Raw genomic sequence first — 23,502 nt, 5'->3', positions numbered from 1 at the left:
TTTTTTGTCAATTTTTCGAGCACTTATCACTGTACACTCTCCCGTAGTTCTTTATTTTGATGAATAATTTTAGATGTCTTTTTATTACTTAATAAATTCTTAATAAATTTGCTTTACTATGAGTTTGCCTTCGCAGGAGGGATGTGAAGAATATTGAATTATTTATATTTTTATTTATTCTTCATAGTTGCCAAATTGGCATCTTCAAATATTATTTAACCAAAAGGAAAATCGTATATGCGTAAATTATTGGTGTCATGTTTGTTTGCTCTATTGACAATGTCGTATGCAACTCTTGCTAACAGTTATGGTGTTCATGAAGATCATCCTTATGATTTTGTCGTTACCAAGGATGTTTATAAGTTTTCAGAAGTTTATCAAATTAAATCTCCCCAAAGAGAAACCTATCCGGGGTCAATAAAAAAGAGCGCATTTCGTATTCGTACAAACTATGATTTATCCAATAAAGATGGATGGCAAGCGACCGGTATCACGCGAATCATTTCTTTAGGTTCTTTATATCCTTGGGCTAAAGAGATTGATATTTATGATACTCGTGGCGTACAAATTGGTTTTATTGACGGGAATTTAGCAACACTGGAATCTGCAAAATTCACCATATATGACTATGATGAGTCAGGGAAAGCTACTGAAATTGGTTATGCTTATGCAAATCCCAGCTTTGACCGATTCGTCATTTTAGCATCAACGAGCGGTCCTCATCCTATTGCCGAACTCAATCGCAATTTTGGCGATAAAACTTGGAGTGTTTCAGTTCATTATCCTGAAAAAATAGATGATCGCATTGTTCGTATTTTTGCCGGTTTTGTAATTGATTACGAAGATAAATTTTTAGCAGGTCCAGATGAATCAGATGATGACGAGTTCATTAATCAAGAAAGATCAGTAAACTAAGGTTGCAGTCACTATCTGAGCGAGTATGAAAACGTTCCTCAGGGATATTTGGGCTTAGTTTAAAAATCGATAGGGATGTCGATTTTTTTCATAAGAATTTTGGCAACAAATCAGTTAACAATAATTTGAAAGTGAGACTTAATCTTGGGTACACTATTGTTAAAGGATACTACTCTTTTATCTCATTGTTGTTTTTTACTGTGTTTTTCTTGGCGTTTTTCAACATCTTCCCCAGACTCATCGGTTGCAGAACGTTCGTGTTTTTTAGATTGACTTGATACAGGCTCCGGCGTTTTGCTTTTACTCTGAAAAAACTCCATCCAATTAGAATAAAATCCTGGTTTTTGTGGAGAGGTTACTTTTATCCGGACACTTGGGCCCCATAAAGATCCTACATAGCTACTATCAGAGAGCATTGCAAATTCATCTAGAGTAAAAGGGCTATTACCACCCACTTCTCCATAACTTTCGGCTTTCGTAGAAAAATGTTCCATGCACCGCTCATATATTATTTCACTGGGAATATTAAGCTGTGAATAATGCGTTTTATTCATTGAGGCTATTTTTTCTTTAGATCGTAAAACCATTTCATACGCAGCTTTGTAATGACTATCCAACAAATAGGTTTGGAGATGAGGTAATCCTAGTTCTTTACCAAAACAAAGCAATAAGGAATTTAAAACAAAAGGAGAACGACAACTAAAACTAAATTGTTTTGAATCTAATGGATCATTGGAAGCGCGCATAGAATCCTCTACAGAATCCAATGTCATTTCCCAAAGACTTTGACCATATTTTGTTTTTACTGAAACCAACACTTCGAGTAATTGCACAAAGTTCAGTTTTTTTCCTGTTTTAAGATTCAAATCGATAACACCTTTTTCGATTGCGTGCGCAAATGCTTCAAGTAATAATCGATGGGAATAAGAACCATGTAACAGCACACGATCAATTTGCTTATTTTCAGTAAAAAGTTGGCCGCTTGAGATGACTCGGTCCGCTATCATGCTACTGACAAAACCAATAAATTTAACCACATAACCATTTTTATTTACATCACGGGAATTCTCATGCTTCAATAATAGCGTATCCAACATCCTTGCCTTTTTTAAAGGTTGATAGGCATCTGGAGCACCTGGAATGAAGTTGCCTCTTCCTGCAATCAAATAAGGAGGACTATAAGTTCCTTGTGATGGAAAAATTTGACTTTCTTGCATTAATTTTCCCAGTTCAGCATCTAAATCTTTGAGATGATCTACCACTTTCAATGGATCATAAGCAAAGCCCATTAATTGGTTGGCAATGTTTGCTATCTCTTCAGCAGACATATCTTTTAATAAAGGTTCAGGGATATTTAAATCCTCCACCTTGACTTTTGGCGGTGGGTTTTTTGGAGCTTGAATCGTAATCTGTTCTTGCTCCATCCTAAAATCTGGCTTTACCATACATTTATCAAAAAAATCTGCGCTTCTATATTTGGGATCTTGAGTTAATTTTTTTACCGCCATGGTTACAGTAATACCATTTGAATTGATTTCAGGCGAATATTTCCCATCAAAAGACATCATGACCTCGCTTTGTATAATAATCATATTAAGTATAGAATATGGTCATTTAATATGCAGATGCTTTCTCTGAGCGTTAAAAAGAATTTCCACAAGAAGTAATTAAGATGATTAATAAAGAAAAATGGGAGAAATTAGCTGAGTTCATGGTGAAACTTCATATCAATGAATCCGAGCTGATTGAGAAATTTATTATTGGTAGTGGTAAGGGGGGACAGAAACTCCATAAAACTGCCTCAACAGTATATTTGAAGCATACTCCTTCAGGATTGGAAATAAAATGCCAAGATTCAAGAAGTCGTGAAGATAATCGATATTTTGCCAGAATACGGCTTTGTGAAAAATTGCATTCGATATTGAGTGATGAGAAAACAAAAGAACAGCAAAAAATTGAAAAATTAAAACGTCAAAAGAAAAGGCGTTCAAGACGAGCGAAACAAAAGATTTTAGATGAAAAATCCAGGCAAAGTGAAACTAAAATGCTGAGGAAAAAACCTGATTCCCATGAATAAAATGATTTAAGAAATGAAAAAAATGCAGATCGTAAAAGCACTACCATTTAATCTGATAATATTCCCCTTCCACGAGCTGTGTAGTAGGTTTTTCTATTCTCTTTGAAATTTCATGATTTTTAATTAAAAACTTCAGATTTTCGTCAAGCACTTGATGTTTTTTTTCAAAATGTTCATGCTGCCCCTTATAGCTACCAAGCAGTTCTTTAAGTTTACTGTCATAGCTCTCCTTTAATACAGATAAAACTTGATCATGAGCTCGGGTATCTTCTGATTTTCCTTTAAAAAAGGCTAAGCTACTTTGTGGAACAAAATTTTTAGGACTCTTGATTAGATTCTTTTTAATTTGCAGGTATAAATCATTCAGTTGAGTCATTGCAATTAAAGGATTTTCATCGAGCGTTTTCCCCAATTTTTTCTTAAATGTTTTAGGATGATTTAAAATAGAGTTTGCATCAGACTCCTGAAGCAAGGTTGATGCAGAGGAAATATTGGGTTGGGCCCCTGCTTTTATCAATTTTACGCATAACTGATAAAAATGTTTCGATAGAGCAATATCTAACATGGTTTTGCCATGCATATCTTCTGTATTTAAATCAACTTGTTCCTTTAAAAGATAATTACTTAACGCCATAAAGTTGATTTCAGCATCCTCCGAATATCGAAATACTTCAGCAAGTCCATGATGCAATGGATTCCTCCCGGCAGGATTTCTTTTATGAAGTAAAGTAGGATCTCTAGATACAATTTCATGTATCATAGGCAAAGGAGAACGACCTATTGTTGCATGCAAAATATTATTTCCATCTGTATCTACGTAGTCAACCTTTGCACCCATTTTCAATAATAATTGCATCGATTTAACATCCCTCAATACCATAGCATTGTAGAGAGGAGGACAATGATTATCATTTAGTTGATTCACCAATCTTTTATCTTGCTTCAATAGAACTTTTATCAGTTCTTCTCTGTTTTTTTCTTGAGTATAAAAAACATAATGAAGCGCTGTATATCCTCGTCCATCGGTTTTACTTGTATCAGCACCTTTTTCTAATAAATAATTAACTAGTCTTATATCCCCTCTTTGAACAGCCAACATTAATGGTGTTCCCTTATCATCAGTTATCGGAGTATTAATGTCTATTCCAGTACCCTTAGTCTGCAAAAATTGCTTGACTATACTTCTACTTCCTACACTCAGAGCAATATAGAAAATTTCTTTACTTGTAAGAAGCTCTTTGTTTTTTTTAATAATTTTTTTTAATGCCTCTTTATCATTCCGCACCAATACTTCATCTAAAAGATCTTTGGTGATCTCTGCCCCAGAATCTAATAGTTTCTCAAATACCTCTTGTTTGTGATTCTTATAGGCTAAAAATATAGGTGAAGAACCCCTGTTATCGGTTTGATTGATTTGAATCTCATCTGTGGATGTTAAGGCAACAACCAGCTCGGGATTTCCGTACTCCGCTGCATAATGGAATGCCGTTTTTCCCTGATTGTCTTTAGCGTTCAATACGGCAAGAGCATTATTCTGGGATAGTATAACCGTTAATATTTTCCCCATTATCTGCATATTTCCAGATTCAGCAGCATAATGAAGGGCTGTTTTGCCATCGTAATCTTGAATTGATAAATCGGCTTTATTAGCAATTAATGCATCGATCATCCCGATGTTCTGCATCATCACTGCTAAATGAATAGGGGCTTTACCTACATAAATTGGAGGTGCACCCTGCTTGATGCATTCATTTATCTGAGCTTCATCAGAATCAAATACCAGCTCTTTGATATCACGTGGATCGCTCAAATAAATTGCCCCTCGATGAAGGGGATATTTCTTTTTTAATGGCTCAAGACACTCTCGCGTGTTGTCGTATAGCCTTCCAATGTCTAAAAATGAAAAATCTATATCTCGAATCTCCTGGTAAGAAGGACTATCAAGCATATCCATAAACTTTGCCTTATCCTCCAAAGTTTCACTATATCCATATAAAGAAATACCTTTTTTATTGTGCTCAAGAATCTCCACTGTATTTAAAATCGCTTCTTTAATAACGACTACTAACTGATCAGCACTATATAAATCAAAAACATTGGGCTCATAAAATGTCGCTGGGGGCAAACCCTGTTGCATTAAAAGAATATTTAATAAATTGTTTACAAAGGTTCTTCCATTGGCATCCTTAAAAGGATGCAAAACTTCATATTGCCGAATATGCTTAGCAATAACGTAAAGTTTTTCATCAAGGTTTTTTGCGGCTTTAATTTCCTTGTTATAAGATTGAGTGATTGCTTCCAGAAAAACATCAACTTTTTTTCTTACTGCTAGATAAAAGTGGTTTGTATTACTGTAGCCATGCGCACTCATATCTTCATATATTTTTTTAGCAAGCTCCGGTATTTTTTCAGGGGTCAAATCTTTAAAATAGTCCCAATCAAAGCTAGGACCAAACGGGCCTGGATTTCCAGGACCAAATGATGCACTACCATCAATAAGAAAAGATAGTTGGAGAAATTCTTCTATCCCTTCAATTGAGGCACGACATGCTGGAATACCAAATGATACAGGCTCATCTGTTCTGATTTCACCCGGGCTCTTATCTTCTAACGCCTCTACTTTCCGTCCACACTTTTTATGTATTTCTTTAATTAAATCGACACTTAACTCAAATGTCTCACCTTCTTTATAAACTTGCAGTGCAATGGAGCACAAACTCTCTAAAGCAGCATTAATTGAACCTCGTTCTCTTGATTCATAACCATGCCAGCCCTTTTCTTTTGACCAAAAGCGTCCATCAACCAATAATCTCCATATTTGTTCAGGGGGGTAGGATTTTAGAAAAAATAATCCAGGCAGGTTTGGCATAATTTTACTCATAAAGCATCATTATTATTTATAATAATAGCCCAAGGTGATTTAAATATATTCAAATAACTCATATTTTATGTCATAATGCCTGGCTTTATTTTGTTAATTTTTCTAAAGAAATGTTTTGAAAAATGACTAAATGCAATATAAAGACACGAGTTGATGAGATACTGTCATTCTGATAACAACTATCTCCAAAGATGGTTTATTATGATTTGAGCTACCCATATTGATTTATGTAGAGAATGTTATGAGAGATAAAATTATCACCAACAAGAAAGTTATTTATTCGTATTCAGTGGCACAAGATCGCTGTAAAAAATTGTCTGGCTTTTTATCAGAAAGATTTTATTCCATAAATCAAAGTCATAACAGTACTATTCTTATCGGCTCAAGCTTATCTCATCAGGATCACGATATAGAATCCGATAAGATTCTTGATAGTTCGGGCACATCCATTACTAAAGATAAGAATGGTGTTATTAACGGCGCACGCATTGCAGTTACCGACGGCTTGGGTGGAGGAGCTGGAGATCAACAAGAAGATGAGGAGATACATAGAGTATCTCTAGCAACGTGTGAAGCATTTTTGGATAGTGATGAAAATATAGATACGGCTCTCGTCTCAATTGGCAAATTAACTTCTGTAAGGGATAGAACTAATAAAGAGCGTGCGCATGCATCTATGGCAGCATTTACCTATAAACACGAGCAAGGAAAAAACTATTCTGGTGAATTTGCAAATATTGGCGATGGATTAATTATTGTTTTAGATAAGCAATTTCATATCAAACACACTCTAAATGCACGCCATGTTTATCGGGGATTTAATGCATGGTCTCCATCATCTGTACAAATGTTTGCATCACCTTCTAATAAAGATCGCGCTCTAATTCACAAAAATCTTGAATTAACCGAAGGTGATATTGTCATTTCGATGACGGATGGCATATGGGGAGAGCTGGCCTCCCATTTGACCTCTGAAACAGAAAAATACCGTGATATCAATATTGCTGCCCATCCATTTGAAGCCTTATTTGACCAATTAGGTGATACTCCATACCCTTCTTCATTTGATATAGCTCACATCATTACCAATCACGCGATGTCCCAAAGCTTACAACGCAGACAAACTTTAGTGGAATTACTTCTTGAACTCGAACAACAAAACTTTCAAGAAAAATCGATAACAACCATCAGTGAAGTATTCGCTTACTTAGATAAAACAAGTAATCCAAAAACAGCTGATACTTTAAAAAGCATTTTGTTTAAGCATGGTTTAAATGATGGAATAGTTTATTTTGAAAATATTGAGATTCCCCTCGCTGTAGTGATGCGCGATTTAAAAAGTCGTACTGTTGGGGATTGTGCAACAATCAATGTGGTTCGAATTCCTTATCATTTAGATGAGCTCATACGATGTTTTATAAATCATCCTGAAAAACGACAGGCATTATCGCCACAACTTGAAACGACGATCCAATCCGAGGCAGAGATAGAAGAGGCATTTAAGCGTCTTTCTCTTGAAGTCATACAATCTGAAGTTGATTCCAGGCTTTCTGATGTGCATTTTCAACCGGCATTTAAAAAAGAAACTCTTGATAGAACCCATAATCTCCTAACACAGTATGTTCGACTATCTGGTCTCTTAGACCAGAAAATGGATTATCATAAATTGTTATCTAATTTAAATGCATACCTCACTAAAGAACCCTCTCTAGAAAAAAATGATATTGAATTGTTACTATCAATGCTAGACAGCAAAATCAAACCTAAAAAAGGAATTTTTCATACATTACTTGGGGAAAATCACAACAAACTCTATAAATCATTTTATAAACAAATCGAACTACACTTTTTAAGCAATGAATCAAACAATACGCATCAATTGAATTAGATGTAGTCTTGGTGAAGTGACTCAGTGTTTTATAAAACTCTTCTCATCAGTAAATTAAAGTATCAATTTCGTCCAGGATGGGCCAAATACACCCTTGGGGTGCATGAGGCCTAAACAGAGGCGTTACATCTTATGCAACATAAGTCAGGTTAAACATGACCCCATTCGTATAGAAGTGATTTAGGCTTATACCATCCCCCATTGTTTGACCGGGTGCACGCCCCAAACGACTTTTACCCCAATCAGCAAATTCATACCCCACACCAACTTGCCAATTCTGATTCAATGCTTTTTGTACTCCCGCCCCCACTGTATAAGTAAAGGCTGTTTGGGTATGGGATGTAAAATCAGGATTTTCTATAGCCTCAAAAATTTTGGGCTCATTGTTAAATGCATGAGCGTCATTAAAACCAACACCAATACTGCCACTCACCCAAGGCATCACGATAAACCCCATATCTGCCAATAACTTTCCTTTTAAAGCAATATGAGAATGCTGGATTTTATAACTGTAGGTGTAGTTGTCAAATTCTGGATCAGCATCATCCCAAATGTCCCCTGAAAGACGAGCATTAGTGGTTGCAGCAACTGCGAGGCCTAATTGTCCCAAAAGTGTAGGAGTAATTGACCGTTGCAAGCCTAAAAACACTTCAAAATTTGCAAGAGCGTTGTTGGTATCGTCAGCATCATAAGTTTTTTCAATGTCAGGGGCCAAAAAAAAGGTTTGGGTCTCACCTCCAGTCGGCCATACTGGACCAATACTTAAAGCAGCAACGTAGTTAAAACGGGAAATGGGTTCACCCATAGTTCCCGCTACACCACTACTAGTTAAAAGGCACGCTAATAATCCTAATAAATAAGACTGATTTGTCATCTCAACTCCTTGTATGCTTAAAATGATTGATTGAATGCATAGTACGTTTTTATTTTTTTAAGGGAACTAAACAGGTATCAACAGTTACGCCCCCTGGTATATTTGCTGGATTGTATAGCGCAAGGTTATCCCCTATATCTGCATTGTTGTCAAAAAATTCATTCGAGGCAACACAAGAATGAGCGAGGTTCACAGGGAAGGGAGTTCCTACACTGCCTCCAACTAATATTGCCCCTCCTCGATTCTCTTCTTCCATTGGCTTTTTCAAGGCAGTATTTCCGGTAAAAAGATTATCAAAAATTTGAGTATTCCCAGAAAACTCCACTGCAATTGCACCACCTCCAGGTGCCATAGCGGTTACTGTAGAACTTCCGGAACTAAAAATATTGGCAACTAAGTTAAAGAAAAATAAAGGTGATACGGCACCTGCAGGAACTCCTATAATGGCATTATTTAGAAATTTGTTATTTGAAATTTGTGCTTGTGTCTGTATTGAAGAATTAAATATGGCATTCCCATAATTTGAGGCAAAGATTCCTCCACCTTCCAACTGTGCTTTATTATCGAGAAAGGTTGATCCTGTTACTGTTGTTGCAATCGAATCCAGGTAAATTGCTCCACCAACACCTCCAGTATTGTTGGTGAATTCAGAGTTCATAATCTTAGCTTTTGAACCTGGATTAGGCAGGATTCCAAAAACATTAATAGCACCTCCCCCAAATGCAGCGGCAACATTATTTGTAAACTTGGAATTCTCAACATTTAAAAAATAAGGGGTCCCGTCATCAAAAGGGATGTGATAAAAAATAGCGCCCCCACCAAAACCTGTAAGAGTTGTTAAATTTTGCATAAAAGTGGTATTGGAGACTGATAAATTGGTATTGATCACACCAACAGCACCCCCACTTGCATCTGGAACTGGACCATTTAGCACGTTATTTTTGAATTGACTTGCTGAAATAATGACATCACCTGCATCTTTACTACGAATTGCGCCACCATTGCGAAAAGCAATATTCTGTTCAAATTCGCTTGATGTGATAGTATAAGCAGCGTCAATTAGATTTTCCAAAGCTCCCCCACTTCCCCCTGGAAATAAAGCACTGTTATTAACAAATCTGGATTTTTTGATATTAATTGCAGTATCGGTATCTATTGCTGCTACAGCTCCCCCACCTGAAGCCAGGACAAGAAACTCTCCAGCAAGAATTTCCGATACTGTTGCATTAAGGCCATCACTGATATTTTGCTCAAAAACCACTTGATTGAGTTCAACTCTTGAGCCATAGCGTGCCAACAGCCCCCCGCCCGCAGCATGCTCATAGTCTAAACTCTCAAGTATATTATGGGCTCCCAAAACTCCATTATCTGGACCGTTTGCATAGCCCCCTCTAATAATGAGGCTGTCCAGTTTAACATTTTTAACTCCTGTGCCAGGAGGAACATCACTTCCGGCCATCAGCACATGCCAAACTCTATCATTGCTACTACTAGGTACATAGGGGGTAAGACAGGTTGACGTCATATCCCCACATAAAATTGTAGGATGAAGTGTTGCGTTTCTTTGTGCACGTTCCGATTCAACCCCGGAAAATCCTCCATATATTGCGGTATCACTCGGTAAATCAAAGGTTCTTAGCTTAGGGGTATTAATGCCATAAGCACCACCAATTATTCCTTGTGGCGCATATACTCGAGAAGGCTTATAAACTCCTTTCGCCAACCAAATTTCGACAGCACCTGGGTCTGCGTCAGCAGCTTCGAGTGCGGACTCTAAATTATTAAATGCATTGGCCCAGTTACTTCCATTCCCGTTAGTTGCTTTATTGCCGTTAACATACAATACCGTTGCATTTCCTTGAATAATATTCAAAATCTCTGGAGCATTGGGTTGATAACACTGCAAGCGATTGCCTTGATTACAAACGACTGGACCTCCAGATACGTTGCCCGTTAAGTCACTGCCATTCACTTGCAACGTTAAGGTGCATGATTGTTTAGAGCGTAATGTAAAAGGATTGTTGCAATTTCCAGAACCTGAGGTGATCTGGTTGATACCAACAATAGAATTCATGATTAAGGTATGTGTTTTTTTTGATTGATTGGTAATGGTGTATTTCACTAAAGCAGTACCTGTTGGACTCACAGTCAACTTAGGTGGAAAATTTACATCCGATGTAAATGTCCATAAAGGGTTAACAGTCGATACCGAATTGATAGGATCAGTACCGGCAAAGGCACTATAATTTAGAATATTTAACAATAAAATGAAAAAAAAAGGATATCTTTTCAATTAATGCTCCTTGCACCAAAAAGTTATCGATTATAATAAAAGAGTGGTTGAAATAAAGAATGGTCGGTAGTTGTTATAACACCCATGATCGTAAAACGGCTTGGAGCATCTAAGCATAAAATTTTATAAATATCAATAAACTAACATGGGTATTTTTTCATAAAGTTCATTGCAAAAAGTCCCGATTATTTTAAAGTAAGATGAAAATCTTCAGCCTCATCACGGGGAGAAAATCCGTCTCTATATTTAAAATGTTCACAAATGTGGATAACAATAATATAGGTTCCTTGTTTGGTTTTTTTTAAAATCCAAGTATGCGTTAAATCCGCGATGAGTTGTTGACTGTAAGCTGCCGGTGATTGCCAGATTCGTGCATACCAAACTCCTTTAGTACTTAAAGTAATTTGATCGTCTTGAGCTTCACTTTTAATGAGTTCACATTCAAATTTTTGATCGAAATAGATGAGTTTGCCTATCTGATGATCAGCAAAACCCGCAATCCCCTTAAAAACTATATCACTGCCACGCAAAGTAATAATTAAATTTTCTGGATCAACAATCGGTAAAAAATCGGAGATTGGCGCCCGTGAAGCATTTAAATGATTAAATTGCTCAACAACTTTAAACGCCTCTTTTTCATCATGCTTTGCTTTATTCATCAATTCATCACCTCTTTTGGTTTTATTGTAGAACAGCCATATAAAAAATTCATCATCTAATGAGCATGAGCTACAGCAAAAGCTTCTCGCTTCATACCCATATTGGGGTGAGATATTTATGATCCCATCAGACGATCAAGCGCCTGCACTAAAACTTTCATTAGCAAATCAAGCTGCTACGAATATGATTGCTCAAGGAATAACTCATATGGGCTATTGGCGTCTGCAACGGGATGACAGTAATTTGGACTATGGTAATTTATTTACAAAGCTACTCGGTTTATCCTAGGCTATCTTTTTTGAGGACAGTTAAAGCTGTCCTCATTTTTTATCATGAATAACGTATTACATCTTATGTGCGATATCCAAAATCATATAAGCACCTGCTGTCGACAGTGACTTGTGAACCAGTCGACAATTAAATCCTTTAAAAAAAGCCCCGATGCCATGATTCTTATAGATTTGTGATGCGATCTCCCCGATGGTTTGCTTGGTTTGATTAGTACAAGCCTGTTGGTTGCTCTTAATCACATCAAGGGGTGTCGTTGCAAAAGTTACCGGTGCTGAAGCAGCGGTTGCCCAAAAAATCGTTGACAGGAACGTTTGTTTTTCACGCCTGGTTTTAATTGCATTGTACGTCATAAATAAATAAAACCAACTTGGAAATGCTTTTGCCTGTGTAGCGCCACTTCCGACAAAAAAACCGGATAATCCTCTTTGCTGATAAATGCTTTTCATTGCTTGAATTGGAGTTACTGGTTTATTCTGACTTGCAATAGTTTTCATTTGTACTGTTTTAATATTCTCAAGCGGACTAACAACTAAGGTATCAAAAGTACTCGAAATGGAAGCTTTGACTAAACTTCCGACCAACATAGGAAATTGCAATTTATCAACCTCCTTTGGCATATGAGTAATCAGGAGAGGTCGGTATATTACTTTTCCTTGTTGACGAACAACGCAAGATAAAAAACCTGTGGAAAAATGGTTTAAATTTGCGCCTAAAAATTGTTTCGTTACTGAATAAGGACTTTGAGAAAGATTTGTTTGAATTGCAACTTTCAATCGTTCCGCTGGATGCCCTATTAACGTAGTAAATCCCGTATAACTCATACTAAAAGCATAAGCATCCCAAAGTGTCTTCTTTTCTTTTTTTTCTTGCCCCATAAAACACCCTTCTGCTAACAAAAAGGCGCAAATAATAACACATAGAGCATTTTAGAGGCATTTTATTTTTCATTTCCCAAATCTAATAGATAAATAGGAACTATTTTATTCTCTCTAATTCACTCTTTGAAAGATATAAATGTGGTAAATTCGGATGACATTATTTAGTATTGTTTGCTTGTTGAAAATTAAATTTATAAGAAACAACCTTTGTAAAAAAAATACGTTTCATAAATAAGAACATTTTCAATGTTTATTTCTTATTTTGAGTTTATTACTACTAAAAAAGGACATTAGAGTAAAATGAATCAATTCATAATGGCAAATATTTTATTTTTTATGTTGAATCAGGCCATTGCAGGGAATCCTATTCTTCATTCTTTAGATAAACCATTCCCAACACAAATTTCCACACTTGGTGGTAGTGTCACGGCTACGTATACTTTTACGAATAATCTTCCTTTTGCATTTAAAAAACCATTTCAGGTGACACCCATGCTTTGCGCCTCTGCAATTCAAGAATGCACTGCTCGTGAAGCCGAATTTAAATACCAGGATCAATGCACGGGTAAAAAATTACAACCTAAAGAAAGCTGTACCTACAGCATTACCTTAACACCAAATAGCATTGGCCGGAAAACCGTAATGGTCGCATACAGTGGGTATGACAATAATGTGGTGCACGTTCAACCTGCATTAACAACCCTTGCTACAAACAGTCCTGCGGGTCTTCTCGGCACCTCCAACTTTCCTTCAGCACAACCTTTGCCAAGCCAAGGATTTGCAAATACGAACTATACAGTAACCTTTACGTTTACCAATTATGATGCATCTACAGTCAGTTTTACTCAGAACATCACTCAAAATAACAATCCCAACCACCCTAATTTCTTAATAACGAGCAACAGCTGCATTCCATCAGGAACAACTGGAACTTTGGCAAGTGGGGGGCAATGCAGTATTACGGGTATTTTCAATGCCCCAACTAATGGCTCATTTAGCTTAGCAGCTCAATTAATTGGCAACCTAAGTTCCAATACACTCAGTACATCAACGAACATACAATCCGTTTCATTCAATCAACTCATCGGTGTTGATTATAATCCCAACCACTATACGAATAACTATCCCTTTAATTTTCATGATGTTTTTTATACTGGGACACTCAATAACCCTGCAGCAACTAATGTGTATGCAGAGCTACAACAATTGCAAAATGCAGGGTTTAGCACAGTGCGCTCCTATCAAACAGAGCCCTATAGTTGGATCGATATTATTAATCAAGCAAACGCTTTAGGAATGAAAGTAATTTATGAGGCAGTGATCCCGCAACTCCCTAGCGACACCAATTATCCAGGATGTCCATTAGGTGCTCAAAATTATATTCCGTGCGCACAAGCCACATTAAATGCGGTAATTCAAGCAGTTACTCCTGCCGTGTTCAACAATACAGTCATTCTGGTTTTTGCTGGCCATGAAAACTATTGTAATGCGGGCAATACCGTTCCACCATGCACCGGAACTTCCAATGTGACTTATTTAACGAGCGCGGTGTCGTCTTTACAAGCGACACTGACTGCACAAGGATTGACAACTCCAGTAAGTTCCGCAGTCCTTAGTGGAAGTTTAGTTACACCGAGTCCTGCAATTTCTGCAGATATGCAAACACTCATTAACTCTTATTCACCAACTGCTCCATTAGCATTCGACCCGTATCCCTTTCAATTTGGCGTATCCCCAGCAACAGCCGCAGTATGGACTCCTCCATTAAGTTCAACAGTTCAACCCACTAACTCACTCGCGTGGGATTACATTCAGGTCGTCGGTTCAACAACACCCCCTGCTTTACCGATGGCTAATCCTCAACCATTTTATACTGCTGGTCGTGTCTTGTTGTCCGCTGAAACAGGCTGGGCAACTGCAGGAACTACCACGGGATATGCATGTAACTCCCCAGGCCCATGCGCACCCTCCGTGGCTAATGCGTCAGCCTATTTCCAAACGCTTTATCAACTCGGTACCAGTAATTTTCTACAAACATCCGGATATAATATAGGGGTTCTTGCATTTGAGGCCTATGATGAACCAGCAAAAGCAGGTCCTACAGCAGAGCAAAATTATGGTCTTTTTGACTCGAGTTGTAATCAAAAAGGCGCAGGACTGGTTCCCAACAATACGATAGTGTCCGCTACCGGATGTCAGGGATTTACTAACGGTACTCTACTCTCCATTTTTGGGACTACCCCGCCGACTCAAGCCTCATTTACGGTGCAAATTACCTATCCATCAGGACAACATCCAACAATAAAGGCAACGATACCGGCTAATTCTGGCCTATCCCCCAATATCAGTTCTGTAACCCCATGGCCACAATTCTTGGTTTATCAAGGGGCTCAAATTACTGTTTCTTCAGCAACAAGTGGACAATCATGTACCACTACAGCCACCGCAGTTACTGCATCCCCATCTTCAATTACTTTTGGGCCAGTGACCTGTCAAAATCCTCCTCCCAGCAGCATGGGGTGTTTTGGCTTGGGTTGCCAATTATCGAATCCTTTTTAAAGTAGGGGTTAGAGAATTTTAAAAATTTAATTTAGAAAAAACATTTCAAAAGTGTCGGGCCAAGGCCCGACCCACCCATTATGACCCCACAAATCAGCTACGAAACGTAATAATTTATTTTTTTAACAGGCATATGACTCAAATCTCTTCGTGTGCTCGCTCATCATTTCTTACTCAAACAACGTGATCAAATAAAGTGCATTGTGATTATAAACTTGACCAAACCGTGTAAAATGATGTATTATTGTCCCACTTGATTAAATAACAAGCATTTATAGGTGAGATACAACATGCAAATGAAACTTTTTAAACAACAACCTTTTCCTAAAACCAGTCTAGAAGCTTTTGATATATTAAGCTCCACGGATGATCTAGCTGATATACAGAGTATTTTTTTTAATTTTATGCAATTAGTTAATATTAGGAATAGTGTATTGACTTCTCATGCTCTTCCAAACTCAAAAATAGCCAATAATCAAGCATTTATCATGGATTTAGAGACTCGCATCAATAGATTGCAAAGAGCTGTGGCCGAAGATAAACCTTATCCATCTTTATATGGCGACGTTTGTAAAGTAAAAGAAGGTCTAGGAGTAATTTTAGGATATTATCAATCTGAGATTAAAAAAGGTCAGCCAATTGTAGGAAGGTTCCTAAGAGATGCTCAAAGTCGTTCTAGCCAAATTACAGCTTTAGCCTCTGAAGTTGCCAGAAATGAGCACCCTAATCTTGATAAAATTGACTCAAGGATGCTAACTAAATACACAATTAACTATTGTGCAACGGATATTATGCAAGATGATGTCGCAACGATTGCAGAGATTGTTCAAAAACCTTATTTAGCTGATCATAGCGATGATCCAAAATTTTCCTATGTTTAGTACCAGGTAATCAGTGAGAAGTATCAAAATATCTTTTTGGTACTTCTTAAACCTAGGAAGGATTGGGTGCTATCATTAAGTCTTTCGTAAAACAGCCAGGTACAAATTGAGTATGCTTAAAAAAAATTTGCTATTTTTTCTTTGTTTCGCTCTCTTCTTTCCCTTAAAGTTTGCCAACGCTACTCCAGAAGCAGTAAAACAAAAAATTAATCATGCAGTTACTGTTTTTATGCAGCATAACCATGTCCCTGGATTAGCATTAGCAGTACTCAAAGACGGTAAACCGTTTCTTATAAAAGGATATGGCTATGCCAATATCGAAACTAAAGATCCGGTTAACACCAAGACCTTATTTGGCATCGGCTCCGTTTCCAAAGTGATCACTGCTTTTGCGGTTATGACTTTAGTACAGGAAGGGAAAGTGAATCTAAATCATTCCGTATTAGACTATGTGCCCAAAGCCCCACAGAAATGGCGCAATGTGACTATCCGACAATTACTGTCACACTCTAGCGGTATTCCCCAGCATCGTGGCCCCCATCTACCCTGGATTAAAGTTTGGAACAACCTGGCTAAAAAGCCCATGCAGTTTCAACCAGGATCGGCAATTACTTATAATAATTTTGCCTTTGCTGTATTGGGGCGAGTCATTGAAAATGTAAGCCATCAAACGTTAATCAATTACTTATCCAATACACTTTTTAACCCTTTGGGAATGAACGATACGGGCTTGCCTAATTCACTTTTTCCTCCAAATTTAGCCACCGGATATCAATCAGGAGCTGGCAAAATGATTCCCAGTCCGAATCAAAAACCATGGCAACAGATGGGGGGGTCAGGTGGGATCGTATCGAACATCAGTGATATGGCAAAATGGGACAATGCGATGTCTGCAGGAAAAATATTAACCCCAGCGGCATACCGGCAAATGTGGACACCCATTTTTTTGAACGATGGTCAACCTGCAGGCTATAAAAATTGGGCTTGGTCTTTAGGATGGCAAATTGCCACTATTGATGGCAAACGGATTGCATTTAAAAATGGTGCGATAAGAGGATATAGTAGTTGGATGGAGCGTCATCTTGATGATAAGGTAAGTATTATCATTCTCACCAATACCAATCATGTCCCTTTAAGACGCCTTGCTAAGCGCATTTTCATTCAGGTTATGCATGGTTCAAAATAGGGTCTACCTGCTCCTTTATGTTAAGGAGCGCGACAGCAACTAAAAAGTTTTTCCTCCAAATCCGTAGTGCCTATTCGGTGTTTTAATATCATTCATTTGTTTCAATTCAGTCAGTTGTTGCATTGCCTGCGTTCTTTGTAAACTATAATCAATTGTCGTATAACGTACCTGATTTGCAGCCCCTACTTTCAATAATTGTGCGTCACAAAAATTTAAATTCTGCATAATATCACCATGAAGGGTGATTTTTTTATCTATAGAGGCACTACTCAATTCCTCTTCTGCGATTTTTCTGGTGCATTTAATGGCGCAGATAATGGAGCTGGGCAACACTTGAAAAGCTATTGCTTCATATGCATGAAGTGGCCAACCCGCACTTAGCGTCATTGAGGACTTAAAAAAATCATTAATATTTCTTGTTTGCACCGTTTGCAGTTCGTTCAAATCAACCACAATTTCTTTATTGTCAGTTGGAGTATCTTCCGTTCGTGACAAAAGCACTTCTCCATTACCCAATCCGACATATTCTATTTGGGTAAAATCTGGAAGCGCAATAGCATAGATATAGGTCTCTTCATTATTGAGCGGAAAAATAGCTGCGCTTTCAATTTTAGTACTCATGCAAATGCATACCGCAGGATCAGCATCAACAGCTTTATCATCAATTCCTCGATCATTAATGTATCCTCGAGACTTAATTGCCTCTTTCCACCAATCGTTACCATAAGCTTTGATTCTTGGAACGAAGCCTTCTTTAAAAATGAGTTCGGGTGGTCTGCTATCTGAACGAAAGTAAATTCGTCCATGTACCTCAGGAGGTGCGCTTTTCTTATTCAATATCTCAGTAAATAACATGATGATTTCTATGCCCAAATAATTATTTTATCTTTTCATGATTTCAAAATATGTAATGTATTGCTACCCCTATATTGATAGTTGCAATATATATTTACTTATTGAATAAAAAAATATCTTAGCTACAATAGTCTTTTTTTTCAGGCAATCATCATGGGATTTTATTTTAATACATTCAGACAAGAACAAGGCGATGCAGCTTACAACGAACAAAAATATGAAGAGGCATACAAGCACTATTCAGAAGCATTAAAAACTTTGCAACTTCATGCTGCTTCTAATGGTTCTCGACATAACGATTTTTATGATGCTCTAGTTTATGTACTTTCCGAAATAGTGCATACCAAACTTATGCTCATACGTCGTGAAGTAGACAAGTTGAACTTCGATGCTGTCGCTCATTATTGGGATGATATTCCAAGTATGTTGCATGAAATGGAATTGGTTTATAAAGAACATCTTACAGGATTATCTCAGTCCAATAGTAATAAAGATCACGTAGTAACGCGCGTTAATGAATTGCTTGCAACAGTTTGCGAGGAAGTAAGTGATGCGTTAGTCGATCAACTCGATGAACAAAACCAAAAGACGCTTATTGACTCCCAAGGTGTACTATCAAAAGCGGTTCAGTGGATGAATAGAGCGATTGATTTTCAGATAAAAATAGAAGGAAATCCTAACCTCTCAAGTAGTTTAGGCTATTTAAATTTACTTGAACAGCAATATAAAGAAACCGGAAATAGAGATAGCCTGCGAATGATGTCCGAATATATTGATAGGCATAAACTCTTGGCGTTGACCATTGAATCAGCCTTGGAGAGACTCGAGCTGCTTAGTTACGTTGCAACAATAGCTCTTGCTAATGGCCAAAATGTCGATGCCCTGACCCACGAGTGTCAAACCCTTTATACCAAACTCGAAGAGGAAGAAAAAGAAAATCCCATTTTGGATGACTTGCGTGCTTTAATTCAATTAATCCCTCAAGAGGAAGAAGAAAACGAATATGATGATAAATTGAATGCCTCTGAGAATGAAGAGACAAGCATGGATCAATCACTGGGTGATTTAAGCAAAGACGGATTTAACACTGAGGATTCTTTTACAGACCTCGGAAATGATATGCTTGTTGACTCCGAGCCTCATCAGGATGAGGATACCCCTCCTCCTCTATCAAGTGACTTGGGATCTTCCAATCCATTAATGATGGAAAATGATTCAACAATACCGCTCATTCTGACTCAACCTTATGGTTTCGTCGTACAACAGGGATTTTTTTCTCCTCCTTCATCCCCCTCTCAACAAGTAGGGGATGAAATGCCTCATAGCCGCGCCCTGCAATTGGCATTTAAAAAAATAGTAACTCACTCGAACCAACCGAAATTTTTAGCGAACTTAGTGTCTCTTATAGCAGATTTCTTTTGTAGATATAAGGCTGATGGAATTCAAAAACAAAATGCGATTATATTAGCTTTCGATCTCTATCAACACGTAATTAAAATAGATCCTAATCATCATAGAGCGATTGAAAAATTAAAGGAATTATCCTCTCAGCACCAACCGTTGATTGGTTCATATCAGCACTATAGTGAACCCCAAAGTCCTATACCAGCAACGGTCCAATTATCAGGGGCAAAAAATCGTTTTTACCAGGCAATAGAAGAATTAACTATTCAATTAGAATGTCTTTTAATGAATGATAAAGATAAAATTCAAGAAGCGATAAACAACTTAATTCACTTTATCGGAGAAAAATTAACCAATGGAGCAATTACCAGAGGGCCAAGTCCGGAAATAAAAGAGCTTCTAATTCAAACTTATTGGGAGGAGCTTCAGGAATTAGTACCTAATACTATGAGTATGCGTAGGATTCGCTAATTTTTAAAACCTTATGCTCAAAACTGGAAAACACAAAATTAGGTATTATGACTGTAAGCTATTACTCTATCTTTGCCTGCCAGTTTTGCAGCATAAAGTGCAAGATCAGCAGCCTTTATTATTTCATCAATAGAAGCCCCATGTTTTAGTGCTTCTGCAACACCAATTGAAATAGTAATGTGATTCAAGGGATTGCCTTTAAAGTAAATTGATATATTTTTTATCTTTTCACGAAGCTCTTCCATTTTACTCACTGCATTGTTTAAGGTAGTGTTCAACAAGACGATAACAAACTCTTCTCCACCGAAACGTACAGAAATGTCACTTTCACGGAAACTGTCTTTTAATAACTTTCCGATGGCTTTGAGTATCTCATCCCCCGCTAAATGACTGTAAGTATCATTAAATTTCTTGAAATTATCGATATCCAACATCGCAACGCATAATGTCTTTTTTTCCCGAGCAATTCGAATTAATTCCCGTGACAAAATGTCATTTAAATAACGTCGATTGTATAAATTGGTTAATGGGTCATGTAAGGACAACTCGCTCAATGATACGCGCAGGTTAATATTAGCAATGGCAAGCTTCACAATATTTCCAAAGGAATTGGCCATGTCTTGTTGATGTCGTGTTAACTTTCTATCTTTTGGTGCGAGGAGATGGATAACACCTATCAACTCATTTTGTACCATAAGCGGTAACGCCATATATCCACCTTGAGGAGGCGTATTATAATGGGCACAAGGTACTGATTTATTGGGATCATCCACTACATTAGTGGCTGCCTCGCGAATTGAAAAGCAATCCATAGGCAGGAATATATCAGGTAATAATTGTTCTTTTCCCCACTGAACTACTGTTTCCATTTGCTTGATCGTTTTATTATAAATTGATAACCCCCCACTTAAGTCTGGAAATAAATCTTGAGCAATTAAATGGATTCGGGGGTAAGCTTCTTCTGTGGTAATGCAAATTTGTAGTGAGCGATTCAATTTATTTAATAAACTTTCATCATGCTCCAGCAGCTTCAATTCATTTAACATTTCCATCGTTTTTTCATTTAACTGTCGCATTTTTTCTTCATTTTGTATGCGATCACTTACATCCTTCATTTGCATAATAAAATTAATTGGCTCTCCCTGTTCATCACGGATTAGACTCGAGCTAACCATCCCCCAGATAATACTTCCGTCCTTTCGAATATAACGTTTTTCCATATGTGAAATACGCAATTCACCCTGAAGAAGTTTATTCATGGCATCTCGAGTCATCAATCTATCATCAGGATAGGTGATTTCCACCATGCTTTTGTTCAGTAATTCTTCATCACTGTAACCCAAGGTTTCTTGCAGCGTACGATTTGCATGAATACATTTTCCTTCGGGTGAAACAATGGCCATACCGATTGGTGCATTTTCAATAGTATTGCGAAAGCTTTCTTCACTACGTCTTAAATCGGACAAAAGATTTGAACTGTATATTTCCAGATAAAGTGATTTTAATAAAAATTGACTTAATTGTGCTGTTGCATAAATGAGTGTAAGCACAAAAAGCAAGATCGCTAAAAGTAAAATCAATGATAGTGAGGGTGCAATGGATACCGATAAAAAAATCAAGAGCACCCAAAGTGGTATCATAAAAGCAATGTATGCGTTATGCATGGTTAGGAGCTTTGCCGCTGGTGCTCCAAGAAGACCAATGAGATAAACAAAAATTGCCATGCGATGCAGCGGATCATCGACATAGATAAATAAAGCTCCTCCTAAAGACCATAACACTCCCGACTGAAAATTATTCACTACAAAGTACTTTTTCCAAAAGGCTGGATGAAATAAACCATCCTGCCTTTTTCGACGATAATATTGATATAAAAATAAACTTCTCAATACATGATTAAAGAGGAACATCACCAAGACCCATGTCACGATTAGAAGTTTGTTATTCACTTGCTGCCAAATAATTGCGGCAAAAAAAAGGGTGGCAAAAAAATCTGCAATAATTAACACATAAAATTTATTATAGGACGCGGCTATAAGCTTATTTTCTATTTGATCGCTCTTAATGCCCGGGAAGTCCATATTGTCCTAAATTATTTATCAATTATTAAGATCATAGTATTTATTTACAAAATATCCAAAAATGCTCCCGAGCTTTCTTTACAATTTTGATATAAAATTGACGATTATGAAATAATATCTTATTTTAAAAAAGGCAGACTATTCGTACTTATGTAGGTATAGAAATTTATTATCCATATTACAAGGAGCGTCCAATGTTAATTAAACTGATGCTTGGAGTTCGTCAATTTCAAGACGAGTCGTTTAAACAAATGAAGGATATTTTTCAGCGATTGAGTTCAGGACAAGACCCGGAAATTCTATTTATTACTTGTTCTGATTCACGCCTGTTGCCAAATCTTTTGACACAATCAAAACCTGGTGATTTATTTTTCATCCGTAATGTAGGGAATATTATTCCCCCCCCTCATGTTCCTTCAAGTGAAGCAGCAGCACTGATGTTTGCCTTAAGTGAGCTTCATAGCATTAAAGACATTATTATTTGTGGCCACTCACATTGTGGCGCCATGAAAGGTCTTTTAGCTCCTAATCCAGACGCAAATCATCCTGCAGTGGCCTCATGGCTTACTCATTCACATTCTGTCTTAGAAAAAATCAATGACTCGAAAGAATCTTATAACGATAATTTCGCTTTAAAAGTACGACACGCCACTATGCTCAATGTTTTGGCTCAGATGGATCATTTAAAATCATATCCACTCATAGCTGAAAAACTGAGGCGTAAAGAACTCACTATTCATGGCTGGTTCTATGAGTTTGAGACTGGTGAAGTACTGGTTTACGAACCCAAATGTAATGAATTTTTTCCACTAGAAAAAGCATTAACTTTTGCTGTCTCGGCGCGAAGGGATAAAATTATTGAGCAGGTAGTCATGAGCCATTTGGAGCCTTTAACTAAACCTCAGACTGCTGAAGAATATAAGAAGTTAATGCACCTCTTTTCGCACCTTGAGAACGATTTAAAACCTATCTGGCAAGCAATAAAAAAAGAACTTATCCAAAAATTATGGGAAGAATTAGGAGGATTGTATTCCAGTATAGAGGATCCCCGATTCAACGATATGCTAGAAGAAGGCTGTCAATTTAAGTTACCTCATCTAAAAGATTTTCAAAAAAATATTATAGACTCGGCAGGCTATCAGCACTATATGAGACAGATAATGCGCCATTCATTCTTTATGCAATCAACTCCTTTTATACAATCAATTCCAAATGAAATTTCAGAATCAATTTGTAATTCGTTTACTTTTAATCATTAAACATACAGACCAGAATAACCTGGTCTTTAGTGCTGATAGAATTTTTACA

At 37.2% G+C, this 23,502-nt stretch carries 17 protein-coding genes; 9 read left to right on the top strand and 8 right to left on the bottom strand.

Features of this window, described 5'->3' with window-relative positions; translation table 11 throughout:
- Positions 1 to 237 precede the first annotated feature (237 nt).
- The gene (locus ACF8MK_RS10655) at positions 238 to 915 is read left to right on the top strand and encodes a hypothetical protein (RefSeq protein ID WP_265702784.1); all 678 of its coding nucleotides are present in this window, start codon (positions 238 to 240) and stop codon (positions 913 to 915) included.
- 182 nt (positions 916 to 1,097) lie between these two features.
- Here the strand turns inward: ACF8MK_RS10655 and ACF8MK_RS10650 are convergent, their stop codons facing one another.
- Positions 1,098 to 2,483 (bottom strand): hypothetical protein, encoded by a 1,386-nt coding sequence (locus ACF8MK_RS10650; protein ID WP_392536636.1) that lies wholly within the window; start codon positions 2,481 to 2,483, stop codon positions 1,098 to 1,100.
- Positions 2,484 to 2,587: 104 nt separating this feature from the next.
- Here ACF8MK_RS10650 and ACF8MK_RS10645 point away from each other — a divergent pair, with 104 nt between their 5' ends.
- Positions 2,588 to 2,992: a peptide chain release factor family protein gene (locus ACF8MK_RS10645; protein ID WP_392536635.1), complete on the top strand. Its 405-nt coding sequence runs from the start codon at positions 2,588 to 2,590 to the stop codon at positions 2,990 to 2,992.
- A gap of 40 nt (positions 2,993 to 3,032) precedes the next feature.
- On the opposite strand, the gene ankX is transcribed toward ACF8MK_RS10645, so the two are convergent.
- Positions 3,033 to 5,873 carry a Dot/Icm T4SS effector AnkN/AnkX/LegA8 gene (gene ankX / locus ACF8MK_RS10640; protein WP_392536634.1) on the bottom strand — a complete coding sequence of 947 codons (2,841 nt, stop codon included), beginning with the start codon at positions 5,871 to 5,873 and terminating at the stop codon, positions 3,033 to 3,035.
- A gap of 241 nt (positions 5,874 to 6,114) precedes the next feature.
- On the opposite strand from ankX, the gene ACF8MK_RS10635 reads away from it, so the two are divergent.
- Positions 6,115 to 7,761 (top strand): phosphocholine hydrolase Lem3, encoded by a 1,647-nt coding sequence (locus tag ACF8MK_RS10635; RefSeq protein ID WP_392536633.1) that lies wholly within the window; start codon positions 6,115 to 6,117, stop codon positions 7,759 to 7,761.
- 130 nt (positions 7,762 to 7,891) lie between these two features.
- Here ACF8MK_RS10635 and ACF8MK_RS10630 read toward each other — a convergent pair whose 3' ends face one another.
- From ACF8MK_RS10630 to ACF8MK_RS10620, 3 genes are all read right to left on the bottom strand, one after another.
- Positions 7,892 to 8,635 carry an outer membrane protein gene (locus tag ACF8MK_RS10630; RefSeq protein ID WP_392536632.1) on the bottom strand — a complete coding sequence of 248 codons (744 nt, stop codon included), beginning with the start codon at positions 8,633 to 8,635 and terminating at the stop codon, positions 7,892 to 7,894.
- Positions 8,636 to 8,684: 49 nt separating this feature from the next.
- Positions 8,685 to 10,928: a hypothetical protein gene (locus ACF8MK_RS10625; RefSeq protein ID WP_392536631.1), complete on the bottom strand. Its 2,244-nt coding sequence runs from the start codon at positions 10,926 to 10,928 to the stop codon at positions 8,685 to 8,687.
- A 185-nt stretch (positions 10,929 to 11,113) separates the two neighbouring features.
- Entirely contained in the window at positions 11,114 to 11,587 is a 474-nt protein-coding gene (locus ACF8MK_RS10620) for a hypothetical protein (RefSeq protein WP_392536630.1), read from the bottom strand.
- A gap of 118 nt (positions 11,588 to 11,705) precedes the next feature.
- On the opposite strand from ACF8MK_RS10620, the gene ACF8MK_RS10615 reads away from it, so the two are divergent.
- Complete coding sequence (locus tag ACF8MK_RS10615; protein WP_392536629.1) at positions 11,706 to 11,876, top strand: hypothetical protein; 171 nt, start codon at positions 11,706 to 11,708, stop codon at positions 11,874 to 11,876.
- 56 nt (positions 11,877 to 11,932) lie between these two features.
- On the opposite strand, the gene ACF8MK_RS10610 is transcribed toward ACF8MK_RS10615, so the two are convergent.
- Positions 11,933 to 12,754 (bottom strand): MC/SLC25 family protein, encoded by an 822-nt coding sequence (locus ACF8MK_RS10610; RefSeq protein ID WP_392536628.1) that lies wholly within the window; start codon positions 12,752 to 12,754, stop codon positions 11,933 to 11,935.
- A gap of 303 nt (positions 12,755 to 13,057) precedes the next feature.
- Between ACF8MK_RS10610 and ACF8MK_RS10605 the strand changes: the two genes are divergently transcribed.
- The 3 genes from ACF8MK_RS10605 (at position 13,058) to ACF8MK_RS10595 (ending at position 17,383) form a co-directional block, all read left to right on the top strand.
- On the top strand, positions 13,058 to 15,316 hold the full coding sequence (locus ACF8MK_RS10605) for a hypothetical protein (RefSeq protein WP_392536627.1): 2,259 nt from the start codon (positions 13,058 to 13,060) through the stop codon (positions 15,314 to 15,316).
- Between the two features lie 290 nt (positions 15,317 to 15,606).
- A complete protein-coding gene (locus tag ACF8MK_RS10600) occupies positions 15,607 to 16,197 on the top strand; it encodes a hypothetical protein (RefSeq protein WP_392536626.1) in 591 nt (196 codons plus the stop codon).
- Between the two features lie 112 nt (positions 16,198 to 16,309).
- A complete protein-coding gene (locus ACF8MK_RS10595; protein WP_392536625.1) occupies positions 16,310 to 17,383 on the top strand; it encodes a serine hydrolase domain-containing protein in 1,074 nt (357 codons plus the stop codon).
- Between the two features lie 39 nt (positions 17,384 to 17,422).
- Here the strand turns inward: ACF8MK_RS10595 and ACF8MK_RS10590 are convergent, their stop codons facing one another.
- Positions 17,423 to 18,238 carry a hypothetical protein gene (locus ACF8MK_RS10590; RefSeq protein ID WP_392536624.1) on the bottom strand — a complete coding sequence of 272 codons (816 nt, stop codon included), beginning with the start codon at positions 18,236 to 18,238 and terminating at the stop codon, positions 17,423 to 17,425.
- Positions 18,239 to 18,391: 153 nt separating this feature from the next.
- Here ACF8MK_RS10590 and ACF8MK_RS10585 point away from each other — a divergent pair, with 153 nt between their 5' ends.
- Positions 18,392 to 20,113 carry a hypothetical protein gene (locus ACF8MK_RS10585; protein ID WP_392536623.1) on the top strand — a complete coding sequence of 574 codons (1,722 nt, stop codon included), beginning with the start codon at positions 18,392 to 18,394 and terminating at the stop codon, positions 20,111 to 20,113.
- Between the two features lie 38 nt (positions 20,114 to 20,151).
- On the opposite strand, the gene ACF8MK_RS10580 is transcribed toward ACF8MK_RS10585, so the two are convergent.
- Positions 20,152 to 22,122, bottom strand: coding sequence for a diguanylate cyclase (locus ACF8MK_RS10580; RefSeq protein WP_392536622.1), 1,971 nt, complete (start codon positions 22,120 to 22,122; stop codon positions 20,152 to 20,154).
- Positions 22,123 to 22,388: 266 nt separating this feature from the next.
- Between ACF8MK_RS10580 and ACF8MK_RS10575 the strand changes: the two genes are divergently transcribed.
- Positions 22,389 to 23,453, top strand: a complete 1,065-nt coding sequence (locus ACF8MK_RS10575; protein ID WP_392536621.1) for a carbonic anhydrase — start codon at positions 22,389 to 22,391, stop codon at positions 23,451 to 23,453.
- Positions 23,454 to 23,502 lie beyond the last annotated feature (49 nt).

The organism is Legionella sp. 227 (assembly GCF_043161935.1).
Classification (GTDB): Bacteria; Pseudomonadota; Gammaproteobacteria; order Legionellales; family Legionellaceae; genus Legionella; species Legionella sheltonii.
The sequence above is the reverse complement of the archived record's forward strand: the minus strand, read 5'-3'. Positions and strand labels throughout refer to the sequence as shown.

What these genes read in the sequence shown, in the direction of transcription:
- ACF8MK_RS10655 (WP_265702784.1), top strand. Translation starts at nt 238, where the DNA reads ATGCGTAAATTATTGGTGTCATGTTTGTTTGCTCTATTGACAATGTCG.
- ACF8MK_RS10630 (WP_392536632.1), bottom strand. Translation starts at nt 8,635, where the DNA reads ATGACAAATCAGTCTTATTTATTAGGATTATTAGCGTGCCTTTTAACT.
- ACF8MK_RS10615 (WP_392536629.1), top strand. Translation starts at nt 11,706, where the DNA reads ATGATCCCATCAGACGATCAAGCGCCTGCACTAAAACTTTCATTAGCA.
- ACF8MK_RS10575 (WP_392536621.1), top strand. Translation starts at nt 22,389, where the DNA reads ATGTTAATTAAACTGATGCTTGGAGTTCGTCAATTTCAAGACGAGTCG.
- ACF8MK_RS10590 (WP_392536624.1), bottom strand. Translation starts at nt 18,238, where the DNA reads ATGTTATTTACTGAGATATTGAATAAGAAAAGCGCACCTCCTGAGGTA.
- ACF8MK_RS10595 (WP_392536625.1), top strand. Translation starts at nt 16,310, where the DNA reads ATGCTTAAAAAAAATTTGCTATTTTTTCTTTGTTTCGCTCTCTTCTTT.
- ACF8MK_RS10600 (WP_392536626.1), top strand. Translation starts at nt 15,607, where the DNA reads ATGCAAATGAAACTTTTTAAACAACAACCTTTTCCTAAAACCAGTCTA.
- ACF8MK_RS10650 (WP_392536636.1), bottom strand. Translation starts at nt 2,483, where the DNA reads ATGATGTCTTTTGATGGGAAATATTCGCCTGAAATCAATTCAAATGGT.
- ankX (WP_392536634.1), bottom strand. Translation starts at nt 5,873, where the DNA reads ATGAGTAAAATTATGCCAAACCTGCCTGGATTATTTTTTCTAAAATCC.
- ACF8MK_RS10645 (WP_392536635.1), top strand. Translation starts at nt 2,588, where the DNA reads ATGATTAATAAAGAAAAATGGGAGAAATTAGCTGAGTTCATGGTGAAA.
- ACF8MK_RS10635 (WP_392536633.1), top strand. Translation starts at nt 6,115, where the DNA reads ATGAGAGATAAAATTATCACCAACAAGAAAGTTATTTATTCGTATTCA.
- ACF8MK_RS10605 (WP_392536627.1), top strand. Translation starts at nt 13,058, where the DNA reads ATGAATCAATTCATAATGGCAAATATTTTATTTTTTATGTTGAATCAG.
- ACF8MK_RS10585 (WP_392536623.1), top strand. Translation starts at nt 18,392, where the DNA reads ATGGGATTTTATTTTAATACATTCAGACAAGAACAAGGCGATGCAGCT.
- ACF8MK_RS10610 (WP_392536628.1), bottom strand. Translation starts at nt 12,754, where the DNA reads ATGGGGCAAGAAAAAAAAGAAAAGAAGACACTTTGGGATGCTTATGCT.
- ACF8MK_RS10620 (WP_392536630.1), bottom strand. Translation starts at nt 11,587, where the DNA reads ATGAATAAAGCAAAGCATGATGAAAAAGAGGCGTTTAAAGTTGTTGAG.